The organism is Streptomyces pristinaespiralis (genome assembly GCF_001278075.1).
Taxonomy (GTDB): domain Bacteria; phylum Actinomycetota; class Actinomycetes; order Streptomycetales; family Streptomycetaceae; genus Streptomyces; species Streptomyces pristinaespiralis.
On the sequence record NZ_CP011340.1, the window covers coordinates 7,891,050 to 7,906,314 of the forward strand.

12 protein-coding genes and 1 pseudogene are annotated in these 15,265 nt (G+C 73.0%); 7 read left to right on the forward strand and 6 right to left on the reverse strand.

The window, feature by feature from the left end:
• Positions 1–30: 30 nt before the first annotated feature.
• From SPRI_RS38640 to SPRI_RS33885, 4 genes are all read right to left on the reverse strand, one after another.
• Positions 31–933: a hypothetical protein gene (locus SPRI_RS38640; protein WP_005321142.1), complete on the reverse strand. Its 903-nt coding sequence runs from the start codon at positions 931–933 to the stop codon at positions 31–33.
• A 99-nt stretch (positions 934–1,032) separates the two neighbouring features.
• Positions 1,033–2,553: a serine/threonine-protein kinase gene (locus SPRI_RS33875; protein ID WP_053557633.1), complete on the reverse strand. Its 1,521-nt coding sequence runs from the start codon at positions 2,551–2,553 to the stop codon at positions 1,033–1,035.
• Between the two features lie 19 nt (positions 2,554–2,572).
• Positions 2,573–3,334, reverse strand: coding sequence for a hypothetical protein (locus SPRI_RS33880; protein ID WP_037777292.1), 762 nt, complete (start codon positions 3,332–3,334; stop codon positions 2,573–2,575).
• Positions 3,335–3,702: 368 nt separating this feature from the next.
• Positions 3,703–4,236 (reverse strand): ArsR/SmtB family transcription factor, encoded by a 534-nt coding sequence (locus SPRI_RS33885; RefSeq protein WP_005321149.1) that lies wholly within the window; start codon positions 4,234–4,236, stop codon positions 3,703–3,705.
• A 246-nt stretch (positions 4,237–4,482) separates the two neighbouring features.
• Here SPRI_RS33885 and SPRI_RS33890 point away from each other — a divergent pair, with 246 nt between their 5' ends.
• Together SPRI_RS33890 and SPRI_RS33895 are read left to right on the forward strand one after the other, a co-directional pair.
• Positions 4,483–5,247 (forward strand): 2-phosphosulfolactate phosphatase, encoded by a 765-nt coding sequence (locus SPRI_RS33890; RefSeq protein ID WP_053557634.1) that lies wholly within the window; start codon positions 4,483–4,485, stop codon positions 5,245–5,247.
• 346 nt (positions 5,248–5,593) lie between these two features.
• A pseudogene (locus SPRI_RS33895) lies at positions 5,594–5,788 on the forward strand (hypothetical protein); the annotation flags it as partial.
• A 141-nt stretch (positions 5,789–5,929) separates the two neighbouring features.
• Here SPRI_RS33895 and SPRI_RS33900 read toward each other — a convergent pair.
• Complete coding sequence (locus SPRI_RS33900; RefSeq protein WP_005321152.1) at positions 5,930–7,165, reverse strand: epoxide hydrolase family protein; 1,236 nt, start codon at positions 7,163–7,165, stop codon at positions 5,930–5,932.
• 331 nt (positions 7,166–7,496) lie between these two features.
• Between SPRI_RS33900 and SPRI_RS33905 the strand changes: the two genes are divergently transcribed.
• Positions 7,497–8,756 carry an MFS transporter gene (locus SPRI_RS33905; protein ID WP_053557635.1) on the forward strand — a complete coding sequence of 420 codons (1,260 nt, stop codon included), beginning with the start codon at positions 7,497–7,499 and terminating at the stop codon, positions 8,754–8,756.
• Positions 8,757–9,707: 951 nt separating this feature from the next.
• Here SPRI_RS33905 and SPRI_RS38645 read toward each other — a convergent pair.
• The gene (locus tag SPRI_RS38645) at positions 9,708–9,857 is read right to left on the reverse strand and encodes a hypothetical protein (RefSeq protein WP_158685227.1); all 150 of its coding nucleotides are present in this window, start codon (positions 9,855–9,857) and stop codon (positions 9,708–9,710) included.
• Positions 9,858–10,065: 208 nt separating this feature from the next.
• On the opposite strand from SPRI_RS38645, the gene SPRI_RS33910 reads away from it, so the two are divergent.
• Genes SPRI_RS33910 through SPRI_RS33925 form a run of 4 tightly spaced genes read left to right on the forward strand, consistent with a single transcriptional unit; the run spans position 10,066 to position 15,231 of the window.
• Positions 10,066–11,565 (forward strand): ABC transporter substrate-binding protein, encoded by a 1,500-nt coding sequence (locus tag SPRI_RS33910; protein WP_037775486.1) that lies wholly within the window; start codon positions 10,066–10,068, stop codon positions 11,563–11,565.
• The gene (locus SPRI_RS33915; protein WP_005321156.1) at positions 11,562–13,400 is read left to right on the forward strand and encodes an ABC transporter permease subunit; all 1,839 of its coding nucleotides are present in this window, start codon (positions 11,562–11,564) and stop codon (positions 13,398–13,400) included. The genes SPRI_RS33910 and SPRI_RS33915 overlap by 4 nt, the downstream gene beginning before the upstream one ends.
• Entirely contained in the window at positions 13,397–14,431 is a 1,035-nt protein-coding gene (locus SPRI_RS33920; protein ID WP_037775487.1) for an ABC transporter ATP-binding protein, read from the forward strand. The genes SPRI_RS33915 and SPRI_RS33920 overlap by 4 nt, the downstream gene beginning before the upstream one ends.
• Entirely contained in the window at positions 14,428–15,231 is an 804-nt protein-coding gene (locus tag SPRI_RS33925; protein ID WP_053557636.1) for an ATP-binding cassette domain-containing protein, read from the forward strand. The genes SPRI_RS33920 and SPRI_RS33925 overlap by 4 nt, the downstream gene beginning before the upstream one ends.
• Positions 15,232–15,265 lie beyond the last annotated feature (34 nt).

A 15,265-nucleotide genomic window follows, 5' to 3' on the forward strand; every position in this document is an offset into this window, starting at 1 on the left:
TCTTCATCTTCTTGCCTCTCGTGATGTGGTTCAGCCTTTTTGAACGATGTCGCGGGCACGACCCAGGGCCCGGTTCTCGAGCACCCTGCGGTCGCCGACCTCGGTGGCGTACTGTGCGTTCACCCGCTTGCGATGGACGCGTTCGAGCGTGAGCGTCCGGGCCGACAGCCCGGAGGAGGCGGCGCACCGGGCCTCTGCCACGGCGGTCCGGATCTCCTCCGTGGCCGTGGCCGTGGCCCCTTCGGCCCCGGAGCGCAGGAAGGTGCGGCGCGACTCGGGCGGCGAGGCGTACGCGTGTCCCTCGGCCCGCATGCACGCGGACCAGCGGGTGACGGCCTCGGCGAACCCCGGGTCTGCGACCACCGCGGATTGCACCTGGATGTCCAGGGCCTCCGTCACCTTCCGCGCCCGGTACCACTTGGGCAGGTCGGTGTAGAGCGAACGCTGCGCCTCCGCCTCGCACCCCCGGTCGCTGTGCCGGACCCTCCCCATGCCGGGGACGTGGGCCTCCAGCCCCACCGGTTCCGGTCCGTTCAACGCGTCCACGGCCGCGGACCTGCGCTCCGGCGAAAGGCCGCGGAAGTAGACCTGGTTGGGGTCGCGGGCGGCGAGGGCCTCCCGGCGGTCCCGGATGCCTCTGCCGTAGCCGTTCTCGGTTGCCCAGGCCTCGTCGTCGACGACGTAGGGGAACAACTCGTCCGCCGACCTGGGCAGCTCCTCTGTGACCCAGAAGGAGAAGCCCTTCTTGCGCATGCAGTCCCGCGTCAGCAGCTTCTCCGCCCGCGCCAGCGTTGCCCGCTCAGCGGCGGTGGTTTCGCGGAGCGCGGACGCCGCCGGCGCGGGGCCGGCCGGGGCGGTGCACGACACCACCACCGGCGCGGCCAGGCACAAGAGAAGGGCCGCCGTCACCGCGCGGCTGCTGCGTCCCGTCATGGTCCCCCCGTTCCGTCGTGTGCGACGACCGGAACGTTAGGTCGGCGGGACCGGCTGCTGTCCTGACGGATGTCAGGGACCGGCCGGCGGCGCGGTGTGTCAGCGTGTGTACGCCCTCAGGTTCGCGAGGACCTCGTCCACATGGGGCTGCACCTGCTGCGGCACACCACCCGTCTCGATGACGGCCTTGTCGCTGGTGCGATAGCCGGCGGCGATGAGGGCGGGCAGGTTCTCGCGCAGTCCGCTCTGCTTGAAGCGCTGGTCCAGCCAGCACGTGAACACGGCCATGGTGGCGATGGCGTCCGGAGGTGACATGTGGTCCTTTAGACCGTCGCCGTCCCCGTCCACAGCCCAGGCCCGGAACACCGCCGGAGTCCACATCGCTATGCCGTGCTCGTCGGTGGCGGGCCGGGACGCCTTGGCGTCGAAGCCGCTCTCGGCCTTCAGCATGGCGGCCAGCAGCGCCGGCGTGACCTCCTCCTCCGTACAGCGCTTGGCGGCGTCGGTGATGGTCTGCCGCAGGGCGACGGGCACGTCCGAGTCGGCGGGAACGGCCCCGGCCACGGCGGCGGACGACGCGGGCGCCTTCGGTTCCCCGGCCGCGCCGTCCCGGCCGGACGGCGGCAGGACCAGCGCCAGGGCGGTGACCGCACCGGCCAGGACGGCACAGCCCGCAAGCAGCACCGCCGGGCGGCGCACCGGCCGGCGGCGAGGCGGGCCGGCGTGCAGAGCGCGGACGCGCCGGGACAGCTCCGCCGCGTCCAGCGCCGCGCGGGAGGCGTGGTCAGGGGCCAGGCACTCGCCGATCAGCTTGCGCCACTCCACCTCCAGGGAATCGTCCAGGCGCAACGGCGCCGAACCGTTCGCGTACGCCTGGGCGGCGAGGGCCCGGGCCCTCGCCGTACCGCCGGGGAAGGGATGGAGACCGCCGGTCAGCACCTGGTGCGCCACCACGCCGAAGGCCCAGATGTCGGCCGTCTGACGGACCGTCGTGCCGCGTACGCCCGTCCGCTCGGACCACCACTCGGGCGGCACGTGGTCCAGCGAGCCGATCGGAGGGATGTAGGCGTGCGTCCCCTCGAGTTCCACGGTGAGGCCGAAGTCGGCGAGCCAGACGGCGTCGCCGCCCCCGAGGAGGATGTTGGCCGGCTTGAGGTCGGCGTGCACCCAGCCGTGGGCGTGCATGTGGGCCAGCCCGGCGGCGACGCCGGCGAGGAGACGCCCGGCGTCGGGCAGGGGCGTCCCGGGCGGGCCGGCCGCGATGAGGTCCTGGAGGCTGCGTTCGGCCCGGTCCATCACCAACGCGGTCACGCCGTCCAGATCGGGCCTGTCCGGGTCGCGCAGCGTGATCACGGCATGGGTGCGCACCAGGTTGGGGTGGTCGGCCTCCTCGCTGAACCGCACCTCCTGGCGCGTCAGTTCCTCCAGGGAGGCCCGCTGCCCGGGGGTGAGCAGGTCGGTGCGCAGGAGCTTCACGGCGGCCGGCGCCCCGTCCGCGATCCGCTCGGCGGCGTGAACGCTTCCCCAACTCCCGGACCCGATCAAACCCTGCACCGTCCAGTCGGCGATCCGGTATCCGGCGGGGATGTCGAGCGGGGGAGGGGTGTGCGGTCGTTCCATCCTCGGCGGGGCCTTTCGGTCAGTGTCTGACGAGTGGGGGGAGCATGCTCAGGTGTTCCTCGCGGACCAGGTCGAAGCGGAGTGCGAGCGAGACGAGCCGCTCCCGCTTGCCGCCGTCCCCCGAGGGGCCGTCCCGCTCCTCGCGCATCCGGAGCTTGGTCGTGACGAGGTAGTCGATGTGGTAGTTGACGGCCGACCGGGTCAGGTCGTGGCAGGAGGGCAGCGGCCGCAGCCGCTCGACGACCCCGCCGACGCCGGGAACGGCCGCGCTCGACGCCGATCGCAGGCGCGGTTCGCACAGGGCCAGCAGGACCAGGAAGTACTTCGCCGTGGGGTTGAGCGAGAACGGAGTGGCGGTCGGTTCCCCGGAGGCGGGATCGCAGCCCGGGTCCGCGTAGGCGTGCTGGGGCGCGAACACCTTGAACTCCACCGGGTCCCCGACCGAGGGCAGGACCACCCGTGACAGCTCGAACGGCACGGGCGCGCCGATCCGCCCGGGGGCGACCTTGATGTGCTCTCCGGCGCCCTCGAGGTTCTCCACGACATAGGTGGCGACGGAGCTGTAGTTGGACAGCCGCCAGTAGTCCTCGACGGCGGTGATCTGCCCCGCGCAGCGCGAGACACCGGGATCGTGCAGGGGGATCGGCAGCGGCGCTCCGGGCGCGCCGCGTCCGAACTCCGCGCTCTGGCCGGGGCTCATGTGGAGCAGACGCGGCTTCGGCGGCGGGTCGTCCGGGCGCCGGCCGGCCGGTTCCGGCAGCTGAACGGTCACAGTGGTCAGGGTGCTCACGTCCGTAGGTGGGCGCACGCCGGGTGCGTGGGCCGGGGTCGGGGCCTGTCGGGACCGCGGTGAGGTGGTGGGGCGGGCGGACGCGGTGTGCGCCGTGCGGACGGGCGGGCTGAGCTCACCCTCCGAACCGGCTGACAGGCGGAGCATGACAATAGCGACCCGCCGCGAGCGGACGCACCACCTCCGCCTGCCTGTGGCGGGGTGCTCGCCGAGCGGCACGGCGTTGCCGGCAGACCCGGATGGTTTCCGCCTGTGGGTTCAACTCCCGGGCGGGCGGCATCCGTTGCGGGTTCCGGACGTCTCCGGCCAACGCCCCGCCGTGGAACAGCGCTGCTGTCCGGCGTCGGCCCGCACGGCGCTCATGAAGGCTCCCCCTCGGCGGCGGCAGTTGGGGCCTCCTGCAAGGGAAAGGCCATCAGGCTCATGCCCACGGGGATCGTTCCCGGCGTGCGCGGCGCGCGTGCGGCGTCGTGGAGGTCGGCCGCGATGCCGGCGAGCTGCCGCCTGGCCGCTTCCCACACCTCCCGTTCCACCCACAGTTCGGCGTCGACGGTCACCCCCTCGCTCTCCGGCGCCCGGCGCACAGCGCGCTCCTGGAGGGTGTGGGCCAGGGTGGCGGCCAGCAACTGGGTCCCGTCGCGCTGGTCGGACAGCGGTGATCCGTGAACGGTGCGGTAGCGGCGCTCGCGACCGCCTCGGCGCGTGCGCTCCTCGGCCAGTTCGACCAGGCCGGCGGCGTCCAGACGCCGCAGGTGTCCGCTGGCCAGGGCGTGCGAGATGTCCAGCTCACGAGAGAGCTCCGCGGCGGACATCGGGCCGGGCCACATGAGCGTGAGCATCCGCAGCCGCAGGGGATGGGCGAGGGCCCTCAGAACGGGGTCTGCATCGGTCACACCGGCAAGTAAAGCGCACGCCGTGATCACGCCTGCGCCGCGCCGGACCATGGCGTTGAGGGCAGGGTCCGATGTACTGACCTCGGATGCGGATGTCTGGACCGGCGGAACGACTCGCTGCGGTACGGGAGTTCCGGCCGGTGGCGTCGGTGGCGTCGGTGGCGTCGGTGGCGTCGGGCGTGCCGGTCGTGCCGGTCGTGCCGGTCGTGCCGGACCGCGATGTCGGGGCTGGCATGATCGTCGGTCATGAATGACTGGTTCACGCAGGCGGGCCATGGCGTGCGGTTCGAATGGGGCCCTGTCGGCGCGTCCCTCCTGGCAGAGGAGGTCGCCTGTCTCGTCGTTGTCGACGTGTTGTCGTTCACCACGTCGGTGACGGTCGCGGTGGAGTCCGGGACGAGGGTCTTTCCCCACCGCTGGCGTGACGAGACCGCTGCCGTGTTCGCCGATCACGTGGGTGCCGCCCTGGCCGTGGGCCGGAGCGCGGCCACCGAGGCGTCGCCGTGGTCGCTTTCGCCCGCTGCGTTGCGGCGTGCCCCCGCCACTCCTCGCCTGGTGCTTCCCTCACCCAACGGATCGACCATCGCCGCGACGGCCGATGGCTGCACCGTGGTCGCCGGATGTCTGCGGAACGCAACTGCGGTCGGGCGATGGGTCGCGGGTCAAGGCTATGGAACGGTTGAGCGGCCCGTGGTGGTGATCGCCTCGGGCGAGCACTGGCCCGACGGGAGCCTCAGGCCGGCGCTCGAGGACCTCCTCGGCGCCGGAGCGGTCATCGCCGCTCTGCGCCGGTACGGGAGGGACCGGCTCGCGCCCGAAGCGACGGCCGCCGCGGCAGCGTACGAGGGGGTCGGGGACGTGGCCGCGACCGTCACGAACTGCGCGTCCGGGCGGGAACTCGTCAACGCGGGTTATGCGGACGACGTCGCCGTCGCGACGGAACCGGACGCCTGCGAGGTGGTTCCGGTCCTCGTCGACGGAGCGTTCGCAGACGCGCAAGCGGCACGGTAGCGGTCACCAAGGCCTCCTCCTCCGTAAGCCGGCGGGAGCTCCGCGCCGCGTCTGCCGCCTGGTCATGAGGTGACGAGAGCGGAGTGGTGCCCGGTGGTCCGGCCCGCCGTGTCGGGCCGGACCACCGGGCGTGGAGATCAGTGGAAGGTGATGAAGCCGTTCCCGTCCCGGTCGTTGGCGACCTTGGCGCAGCAGTGGACGTCCGCGCGGTCGAAGCTCTGGATTTGCTCAACTCCGGTTGGGGCGCCGATCACCAGGGGCATCGTCCTCGCACACGCGACGCGACACGCACGCGTGACACAGACACACGTGGCACAGACACGCGTGACACAGAAACACGGGGGACGACATGACCGACTTCCTGCTCATCGCGGGCTTCGCGGTGATCGTGATCCTGCTCGTCGGGGCGGGTGGCAAGAAGAAGACCCGGCGCCGCGGCGGCCGTCGCGGCGGCGGTGACGGCGGTGGCCACGGCTGCGGGGGCGGCTTCTCCTGCGGCGGCGGCTCCTCGTGCGGCGGTGGCGGGGGCGGCGGCGACTGAGCCGTCCCGGGACCGGTGGATGCCGTCGACCGCGTGAAGGTCCCGGCCGCCGTGGCGGGCGGTGCGCGTCGTTGGCCGACGCGCATCCCCCCGCCGGGCAACGTTCGCCCGGCCCGTCGCCGGACGGGCCGGCGGGGCCGCTCAGGGCCTGCGACCGCGGAAGGTGCGGCGCAGGTCGCTCACCCAGGCGTCGGGGTTCTCCCAGGGGATGAAGTGGCCGCCGTGGTCGTGGGCGTTGACGTTGACGTGGTTGAACCAGTCGGCCTGCGGGCCGTTCTTGAATGCCCGGACGCGCTCGTCGGCGGTGTGGATGCCGGGCGGGTTCTCGTACGTGACGAAGGTGAGGCCGACCGGGGCCTGCACGACCGGGGTGCGGTCGTGGGCGGGCTCCCAGGGGTAGCGGTTGGCGTTGGCGTAGTAACGCATCGACGTGGCGATGGAGTTGTTCACCCAGTAGATCGTGGCGTGGGTGAGCAGGTCGTCCTTGGTGAAGACGGACTCGAGGTCGCCGCCGTTGTCGCTCCAGGCGTTCCAGCGCTCCAGCAGCCAGGCGAGCAGTCCGGCCGGTGAGTCGCTCAGGGCGTGGGCCAGGGTGGCGCCGTCGAGCATGTGCACGGCGAGGTGGGGCGCCCAACGGTGGTCCAGCTCGATGATGCGGGCGCGGACGTCGGCGGGCTGATCGTCGGTGAGGGGCCGGTTCCGGGCGAAGTCCCAGGCGCGGGGACCGGTGAAGAAGTCGAGCGGCAGCCCGGAGCCGATGTGGATGCCGTACAGCTCGTCGGCGTACTTGTGACCGAGCTGGCTGGAGACGATCCCGCCGATGTCGCAGCCCCCGGCGGCGTACTTCTCGTATCCCAGGGTCTCGGTCATCAGGGTGTGCCAGAGGTCGGAGACCTTCCAGAAGTTGACGTCCGGAAAGCCGGTGAGCGGGCCGGGAAGGCCGAAGCCGGGCAGGGACGGCACGATGACGTCGAACGCGTCGGCGGGGTCACCGCCGAACGCGGCCGGGTCGGCGAGCGGGTCGATCACCTTCGACCAGTGCCAGAACGTCCACGGCCATCCGTGGGTGAGGATCAACGGGATCGGGCGGGGGCCGCGGCCGGGCTTGCGCATGAAGTGCACCGGGACACCGGCGACGCTCACCTCGTAGTGCTCGTAGGCGTTGATGGCGGCCTCGGCCTTGCGCCAGTCGTAATCGTCCCGCCAGTAGGCGACCAGCTCACGCATATAGCCGGCCGGGACGCCGTAGGACCAGTCCCCGTTCCCCTCGTCCAGTGGCGCACGGGTCGATGTGAGGCGGGCGCGCAGGTCGTCGAGGACCTCGTCGGTCACATGGACAGGGGTGGGCTCCAGGGGGAAGGCGCGCGGGGTGGTCATGGCGTGGTTCCTTACCAGGTAGGCAAAGCGGTGCTTTCGGCCTGTCACATGGTCGGGCGGCGAGCCGGGCCATTTCAAGGAGTGCCGGCGACGACGCGGCGAGTGCCTGCCGGTGAGGCGGGGCCGGGGTGGCGGGGCCGAGCCGGCGGGGCCGGGCGGCCGGGCAACCGATCGTGACCGGTGGTCGGGCCAGGACTCCGGGGGCCGAAGGGAATGCGCCGAGGGCTACCCCCAACCATTTGGTTGAGGGTAGGGTGCGCAATCCGGGCAAGGGCGGCGGAGGACTGCTCCGCGCGGGACGTCGCGGCACGCATCAAGGGGGCAAGAGGGCATGGCCGTGGGCCTGTTCACCGTGCTGCGGAATCGCAACGCGCGGGTCTACCTGGCCGGAGTGATCATCTCCGGCTTCGGGGACTCGGCCATGCTTCTGGCCTCCGCGGTCTGGGTGAAGGAGCTCACCGGCTCCGACAGCCTCGCCGCCCTGGTGACGTTCTGCGCCTGGGCGCCGACCCTGGCCGGACCGTTCATCGGCACACTGGCCGACCGGATGCGCCGCCGCGCCCTCCTCATCGCCACGAGTCTGGTCCTGGCGCTCGTCATGACGGCCCCCGTGGCCGTGCGTTCGCCGGGGGACGTGTGGCTGCTCTTCACCGTACTGACCCTGGTGGGCACCGGAACCGTGCTGATGGACGCCGCGGAGACCGCGCTCATCGCCTCCGCCGTGCCGAGCGAACTGCGCGGGGACTTCAACGGCCTTGCCCGGACGGCGATCGAGAGCACCAGTCTGCTCGGCCCCCTGATCGGCGCGGGCCTGTTCACCGTTCTCGGCGGGCCCACCGTCGCCCTGCTGAACGCGCTGTCCTTCCTCCTGGGCGCAGCCGCGTTCAGCCTCATCCGCGCGCGCGAACCCGCGCCCGCGGACCGGCCGCGGCAGAGCTGGACCACCGCGTCCGCGGAAGGGATCCGCTACCTCTGGCGGCATCCCACGCTGCGCCCCCTGGTGGTCGCGGGCGGCTGTGCCATGACGGCATCGAGCCTCAGCAGCACGGCCACGTTCGCGCTCCTCGACACCGGACTGGATCAGGCCGCTGCGTTCGCCGGCATCCTCAGCTCGGTCCAAGGGCTCGGCTCCGTCGTCGGCGGTCTGGCCGCCGGCGCACTCCTGCGCCGCCTGCCGGCACGCGCTCTCTCGGTGATCGGGCTCGTGGTCTTCGCCGCCGGCGTGCTGGCCCGGACCAGTGGTTCCGTGCCCGTCGTGTCGGCCGGCAGTCTGCTCATCGGCCTGGGCCTGCCGTGGCCGCTCATCAGCGCGCTGACGGCCGTTCAGAAGGAAACGCCCGGCGAACTGCTGGGCCGGGTCGCGGCCACCGCGAACACTCTGGTCTTCGCGCCCACCGGCCTGGCCCTCCTCGCGGGAACGGCCATGGTGGCCACCCTCGACTACCGGGTCCAGCTCCTCACCGCCGTCGTCCTGGGCCTGGCAACGGCCGTGCTGCTCGCGGTCACCGGCCGTACCCACCGCCGTCCCGACCGCTCCGGGCCCGACGCCGGTCACCGGCCGCGCGCCGCCGACTCCGCGGATCAGGGATGAACCGGCGGTACGAATGGCCCCGTTCCGCTCGTGGTCGTCGTGGACACCCGCCCCTGACGGGACCCGGCCGTGGGCGCACCGCCCGCCTGCCGTCCGGTCACCACCGCCCCCTCGTCCTCCGCCGGCCCGAGCGGAGGCAGCACCGAAGCGGAGGCAGCACCGAGGAGGCCGGCGAGCTGCGCGGAGCGGGTGAGTCGGGGGAGCGCCCGGCCCTGGCGGTCACGGCCACCGCGTGATCGACTTCGCCGACCGGCGCGTCGGCGGAGCCGACGACGATGCGGAGGGGCCCGGTTCAGCAGCGCGCGGGCGGCGCTCACGCCCGACGACGTCCGCGCGCGGAGCCGTGACGACACGAGGGGCCACTCCGAGCCGGTGCGCCGCGGCGCTCTCCACCTCCGCGCCCTCCTGGACACCGAGTTGCCCGGCGGGCCGAGCGGCGGACATTCGGCGCAGCACCGGCACGGCCGGTCCCGAGCGGGCGAGCCGTGGGCAGGGGGCCGGAAGGAACGACGGGGAGATGCCAGGTCGGGAACGAGGACCGGACCCGGGAGAGGCGGCCGGGGGAGCCCAGGAGTCGGCGCTCAACTCAGTTCCGTGCAAGGGGACATGACCGCGGCGGTGCCCCTCCCCGTTCACCCACGTGCGGCTGCTCGCCGCGTCGCGGAAGCCGCACGGCTCCGGCCAGGGTGACGCGGTCCCGAAGCGGGTGGCCACCAGGTCGTCGGTTCCCAGGTGCGCGGGGCGTCGGCGGCAGGCGTCATATCGAGGCCCCCGCACGCCGCGAAGGCGTGGGCGGAGGCGGTGGGGCAGCGGTCGGCGGACAGGAACGACAGCGTCTCGGGGTGGGTTCGGCTCAATGTGTGCGGCAGCACGGCGACGGGCGCGGTCCGGCGAGGTGCCCGAGCCCCATGGGGCCGGCGAGGGCGCCGATCGGCTCGGGCAGCGGGAACATCACGCCTGTTCGCCCTCCATCTCTTCGTCGCCGTCGTCGGGACTCGTGCGCGGATTCGGGGACGGCCGGGACACAAGGTCCTCGAACGCTTCCATTCCGAGGAGGAGCAGCATCATCAGGATCGGTACACACAGGGCGAGCAAGACCATGGAGCCTCCCAAGGGAAGCGCGAAAGGACTCTCTGCCTGGGGCCGGCTCGGATGCCGGCGGACCATTCCCCAGTGTGGAGCCGCCCCGGGTGGCCCGCATGTCGGCCCCGCTGCGTCGCAGGTCGGACGAGCCTCGAATAGTTGAATATGATTATCATCTGCTAGCGTCCTCGTCGCACACGTCACCCGTCCGACGGAGATGAACCCCATGCGCTGCCCCAAGTCCCTGCCCGTCGTCTCCGTGGCGCTCGCCTCCACGTTGCTCATGACGGGGTGCTTCGCCTCCGGTGCTCCCGGCGCATCCGGTGGTCCCGCCTCGGGCGACAAGCGCATCCGCGTGGTGATGATGCAGCCGCCGCGCTCCGGGCTCTCCCCGCTCAGCGACGACGCCTTCAAGCTCTCCCGCTGGAGCACCGCGGAGACCCTGGTCGTTCTCGACGCGAACGGCGATCCGCGCCCGGCCCTCGCGGAGAAATGGGAACGGGCGGGCGACAGATCGTGGACCTTCACCGTCCGAGACGGCGTGACCTTCCACGACGGCACCGAGCTCACCGCGAAGGACGTGGTCCGCTCCCTCACCGCGGCGACCCGGGCGGCGCCCAAACCGCGCATCCTCGACGGCGTCGACCTGACCGTCACCGCCGACGGCGACACCGTCACCGTCACCACGGCCGGCGAGGACCCGCTCCTTCCGCAGCGGCTCTCCTCCCCCCAGCTGGCCGTCCTCGCCGCCAAGGCCTACCGGGGCAGGACGGTGAACCCGATCGGCGCGGGCACGGGCGCGTTCGTCCTGAAGAAGGTGAACGGGACCAGCGCCGCCACGCTGGACCGGAACGAGAACTACTGGGGCGGCACCGCGAAGGCCGCCGGAATCGACGTGAGGTTCGTGCCCGACGGCACCGCACGTGCCGCCGCGCTGCGCAGCGGCGAGGCCGACATCGTCGAGTCCGTGCCGGTCTCGCAGGCCTCCCTGCTGGACGAGGACCAGATCACGGAGGTCCCCATGCCGCGCACCAACACGCTCTACCTCAACACGGCACGCGGCACCTTCAAGGACCCCTCCCTACGGGCCGCCGCCCGCGCCGCGATCGACCCGAAGCCGCTGGTCGACGGCATCTACGAGGGCCGGGCCGACGTGGCGGAGGGCCTGCTCGGGCCCGCCATCCCCTGGGCGAAGGAGCGCGCCGGCCGGACCCGCGACGTGAAGGCCGAAGACCCAAGGGGCAAGACCGTCACCATCGGCACCTTCACCGACCGTGCGGAGCTCCCCGAGGTCGCCGCCGCACTCCAACAGCAGCTCCGGAAGGCCGGCTTCACGGTGAAGCTGGAGATCCGCGAGTACGCGAACATCGAGTCCGACGCCCTCGCGGGGAAGTTCGACGCCTTCATCCTGTCCCGCGCCACCGTCCTGGACTCCGGAGACCCGGCGGCGTACATGTACAGCGACTTTGCGAGCGACGGCTCCTTCAACATCTCCCAACTCGCCGACACAAGCGTCGACAAGGCCCTCCAAAAGGCCGGCAGCACGACCTCCGGCGAGGCACGCCGCAAGGCGGTTCTCGACGCGGAGACCGCCGTCCTCAACACCGACGCCGCGATCCCGATGCTCCACGAAAGGGTCGTCCAGGGCGACGCCACCGATGTCGTGGACTCCGCCAAGGACCCTCGCGAACGCCTGCTGGTCACCGTCGACACCTACATCAAATGAAGACCACCGCACCTGGCGACACGGCACCACGCACTACACCGCTCCGTACCGCCGCAGGCCGTACGACAGCCGCTCGCACGACCGCGGTTCGTACCGCCGCAGCCCGAACGGCCGCGCTGGCCGCCGTCGTCGTCACCATCGGCCTGCTGCCGTGGCTGTCGGGCAAGGACGCGGCGCTCAGTGTGCTGCGCGCCCGGTCCGCCGAACAGGTGGCGACCGAGGAGGCGTTGACCGCGATCCGCGACGACCTCGGCCTCGGCGCGGGACCGCTGACCCTGCTCGGGCGCTGGACGGCCGGCGTCCTCCAGGGCGACCTCGGCGTCTCATGGGTGTCCGGCACCGAGGTGCTGCCGTCCGTGCTCTTGGGACTCGGCGTGTCACTGGCGCTGATGGGCGCCTCCCTGGCCGTGGCGCTGCTGGTGGCCCTCGCCCTGTGCACCGGGACGGTGGTCCGCGGCGCGCGCGGCACGCTGCGCCGCGGCGGCACCGGCGGCGCACCCGCCGCGATGCTCGCCTCCGTGCCCGAATTCCTGCTGGCGACGGTCCTGTTGATCGCGCTGGGCGTGTGGCTGGGCCTGCTGCCGACGTCCGGCTGGCAGGGGCCGTCCTCCATGGTGCTGCCCGCGCTGGCCATGGGCGTTCCCGCCGGCGGACTGCTCGGCCGGCTCGTCGACGACGCCCTGCCCGCCGTCTTCGAGGAGCGCTGGGTCGCCCTGTGGCGTGCCTCGGGTGTCTCCCCGTGGCGCATCGCGTGCGCGGCGCTGCGCCGGTCCATGCCGGCGATCGTGCCGCAGTTCGGCCTGGTCGGCGTGGGGCTGACCGGGGGCGCGGTCGCCGTGGAAACCGTCTTCGCGGTGCCCGGCATCGGCCGTACGGCCCTGGGCGCCGCCAAGGCGCAGGACCTGCCGCTGCTCCAGGGCGCGGTCCTGGCGCTGCTCGTCCTCGGCCTCACGGCCGGTGTGCTCTCCCACCTCGTACGCGCACGGCTGCTCGGGCCCGGACTGAGGGACGCCGCCCTCGCCCTTCCCGCCCCGCCGCGTGCGCCGGCGGGCAGGGCGGCGCGGACCGTGCCCGTCGTCCTCGCCGGGCTGCTGACGGCGGGTACGGGATGGGGTCTGCTGCGCGATCCGTTCACCGTCGACGTCACCGCCCGCCTGTCCGCCCCGTCCTGGGCGCACCCGCTCGGCACGGACGGCCTCGGCCGGGACGTGCTCGCGCGACTCGGACACGGAGCCGCCGCGACCGTGGGCGTGGCGCTGGCGGTATGCCTGATCAGCTGTCTCTTCGCCCTCGCCGTCGGCTTCCTGCCGTCCCATTCCGCCGGTGCGGCCGACATCGCCAACGCCCTGCCGCCCGTCATCGTCGGCATCCTCGTCGCCGCGGCCCTCGGCCCGGGCACCGCCGGGGCCTCGGTCGCCGTCGCGCTGATCTCCTGGCCCCCGCTGGCCGCGCACGCCTCCGCCCTCGTGCAGGAGACCCGGGCAGCCGGATTCCTCACCGCCCAGAAGGCGATCGGATCGACCCCGTGGTGGATCCTGACCCGGCACATCCTGCCTGCCGTCGCCGGACCCGTGGGCCGGCACGCACTGCTGCGTCTGCCCGGCATCGCCCTGGCGCTCGCCTCGCTCGGCTTCCTGGGCCTCGGCGCCCAGCCGCCCGCCCCCGAGTGGGGCCTGCTCCTCGACGAGTCGAGGGCCTACGTCGAGCGGGCGCCCTGGGCGGCCCTCGCCCCGGCGGCCGCCCTGGCCCTGCTGGCCGGCTTCGCCGTCTCGCTCTCCTCCGTGACGGCGCCCGGACGCCGCGCCGGGACCGTACGGGCGGGGGTGGCGGCATGAGCGGCCGTGCCACGCTGCTGTCCGTGCGTGATCTGCGCGTGGGCTTCCCCGCCGGCGGCCGGGAGGCGGAAGTGGCCGCGGTACGCGGTCTGTCGTTCGACGTCCGTGAGGGAGAGTCGCTGGCCCTCGTCGGCGAGTCGGGGGCAGGGAAGTCCCTGACCGCGCGCGTCCTCCTCGGCATGGCACCCCACGGTGCGGCGACCAGCGGCAGTGTCCGCCTGTGGGACCAGGAACTCCTCGGCGCGCCACGGTCGTCGTACGCCGGGCTCTGGGGCCGGCGCATCGCCCTCGTGCCGCAGGACGCGCTCTCTGTGCTCAGCCCCGTACACACCGTCGGCGACCAACTGGCCGCCGCCGTACGCTCGGTGAGCGGCCTCGGCCGCCGGCAGGCGCGGGCCGCCGCGGTGGCCGCGCTGGACCGGGTGGGCATCGCCGACGCGGCCGGGCGGGCTTCGGCGTACCCCCACGAGTTCTCCGGCGGCATGCGCCAGCGTGTCGTCATCGCGATGGCGACGGTCAACGAGCCGGAGCTCGTCGTCGCCGACGAGCCGACAACCGCGCTCGACCCGGCCGTACAGGAACAGGTCCTCGGTGTCCTGGCGTCGCTGCGTGAGACGACCGGCGCGGCACTCGTACTCGTCACCCACGACCTGGGAGCGGTCGCCCGGCACGCCGACCGGATCCTGGTCATGTACGCGGGGAGCCCCATGGAGTCGGGCACGGCGGAACAGGTGCTCACGCGCCCGCGGAACCCGTACACCGCCGGGCTGCTCGCCTCCCTGCCGCCCGACCGGCCGGTCACCGACCGGCGGCTCCCGTCCATCGGCGGCGCCCCGCCCTCGTCGTCCGAGCTGTCCCGGCTCGCCGGATGCGTCTTCGCGCCGCGCTGCCCACTGGCCGGCGAACCGTGCCGCACGCACGAACCGGAACCCATGGCGACGGACGACGCGGGACACCTGGTGTCCTGCCACCGCTGGCCCGACGTACCGGCCTCCGCCCGCGACCTCTTCCCCCTGAACGGTGCCGCATGAACGCCTTGTTGAGCGTACGGGACCTCACCGTGCGCTACCCGGGACACGGGAGGCGCTCCGCGCCCGTCCTCGCGGTCGACCGTGTCTCCTTCGACGTGGCCGCGGGGGAGACCCTGGCCCTGATCGGCGCGTCGGGCTCCGGCAAGTCCAGCACGGCGGCCGCGGTGCTCATGCTGCGCCGTCCGGACGGTGGCCGAGTCCGGTTCTACGGCCGCGAGTTGACCGCCCTGGACGAAAAGGCGCTCCGACCGCTGCGCCCGTCGGTCCAGCCGGTCTTCCAGGACCCGTACGGCTCGCTGAGCCCGCGCCTTCCCGTACGGGAGGCCGTGGCCGAACCTCTGCGGGTGCAGGGACGGTGGGATCCCGCGTCAGGTCCCCGGCGGGTGGCCGAACTGCTGGAGACGGTTCAACTGGACCCGCGGCTCGGGGAACGGCTGCCCCACGAGCTGTCCGGAGGCCAGTGCCAGCGTGTCGGCATCGCGCGGGCCCTGGCGAGCGAGCCGCGCCTGCTTGTCCTGGACGAGCCGGTGTCGGCCCTCGATCCCTCCGTCCGGGCCGGCGTCCTGAACCTGCTCACCGGTCTTCAGGAACGGCTGGGGCTCGCGTATCTCTTCATCTGCCACGACCTGCCCCTCGTACGTCACTTCGCCCATCGCGTGGCGGTCATGGACAACGCCCGCATCGTGGAGACCGTGCCCGCGAGCGCCCTGTACGCGAGCGGTGGTCCCCTTGCCCGGAAGCCGCCCGCGGCGGACTCGTGCACCGCCCCGGCGGAGGCCGCACGACAGCCGATGCCATGACGGGCGCGACAGCCGGGTGCCCGGCGTCCGGTGC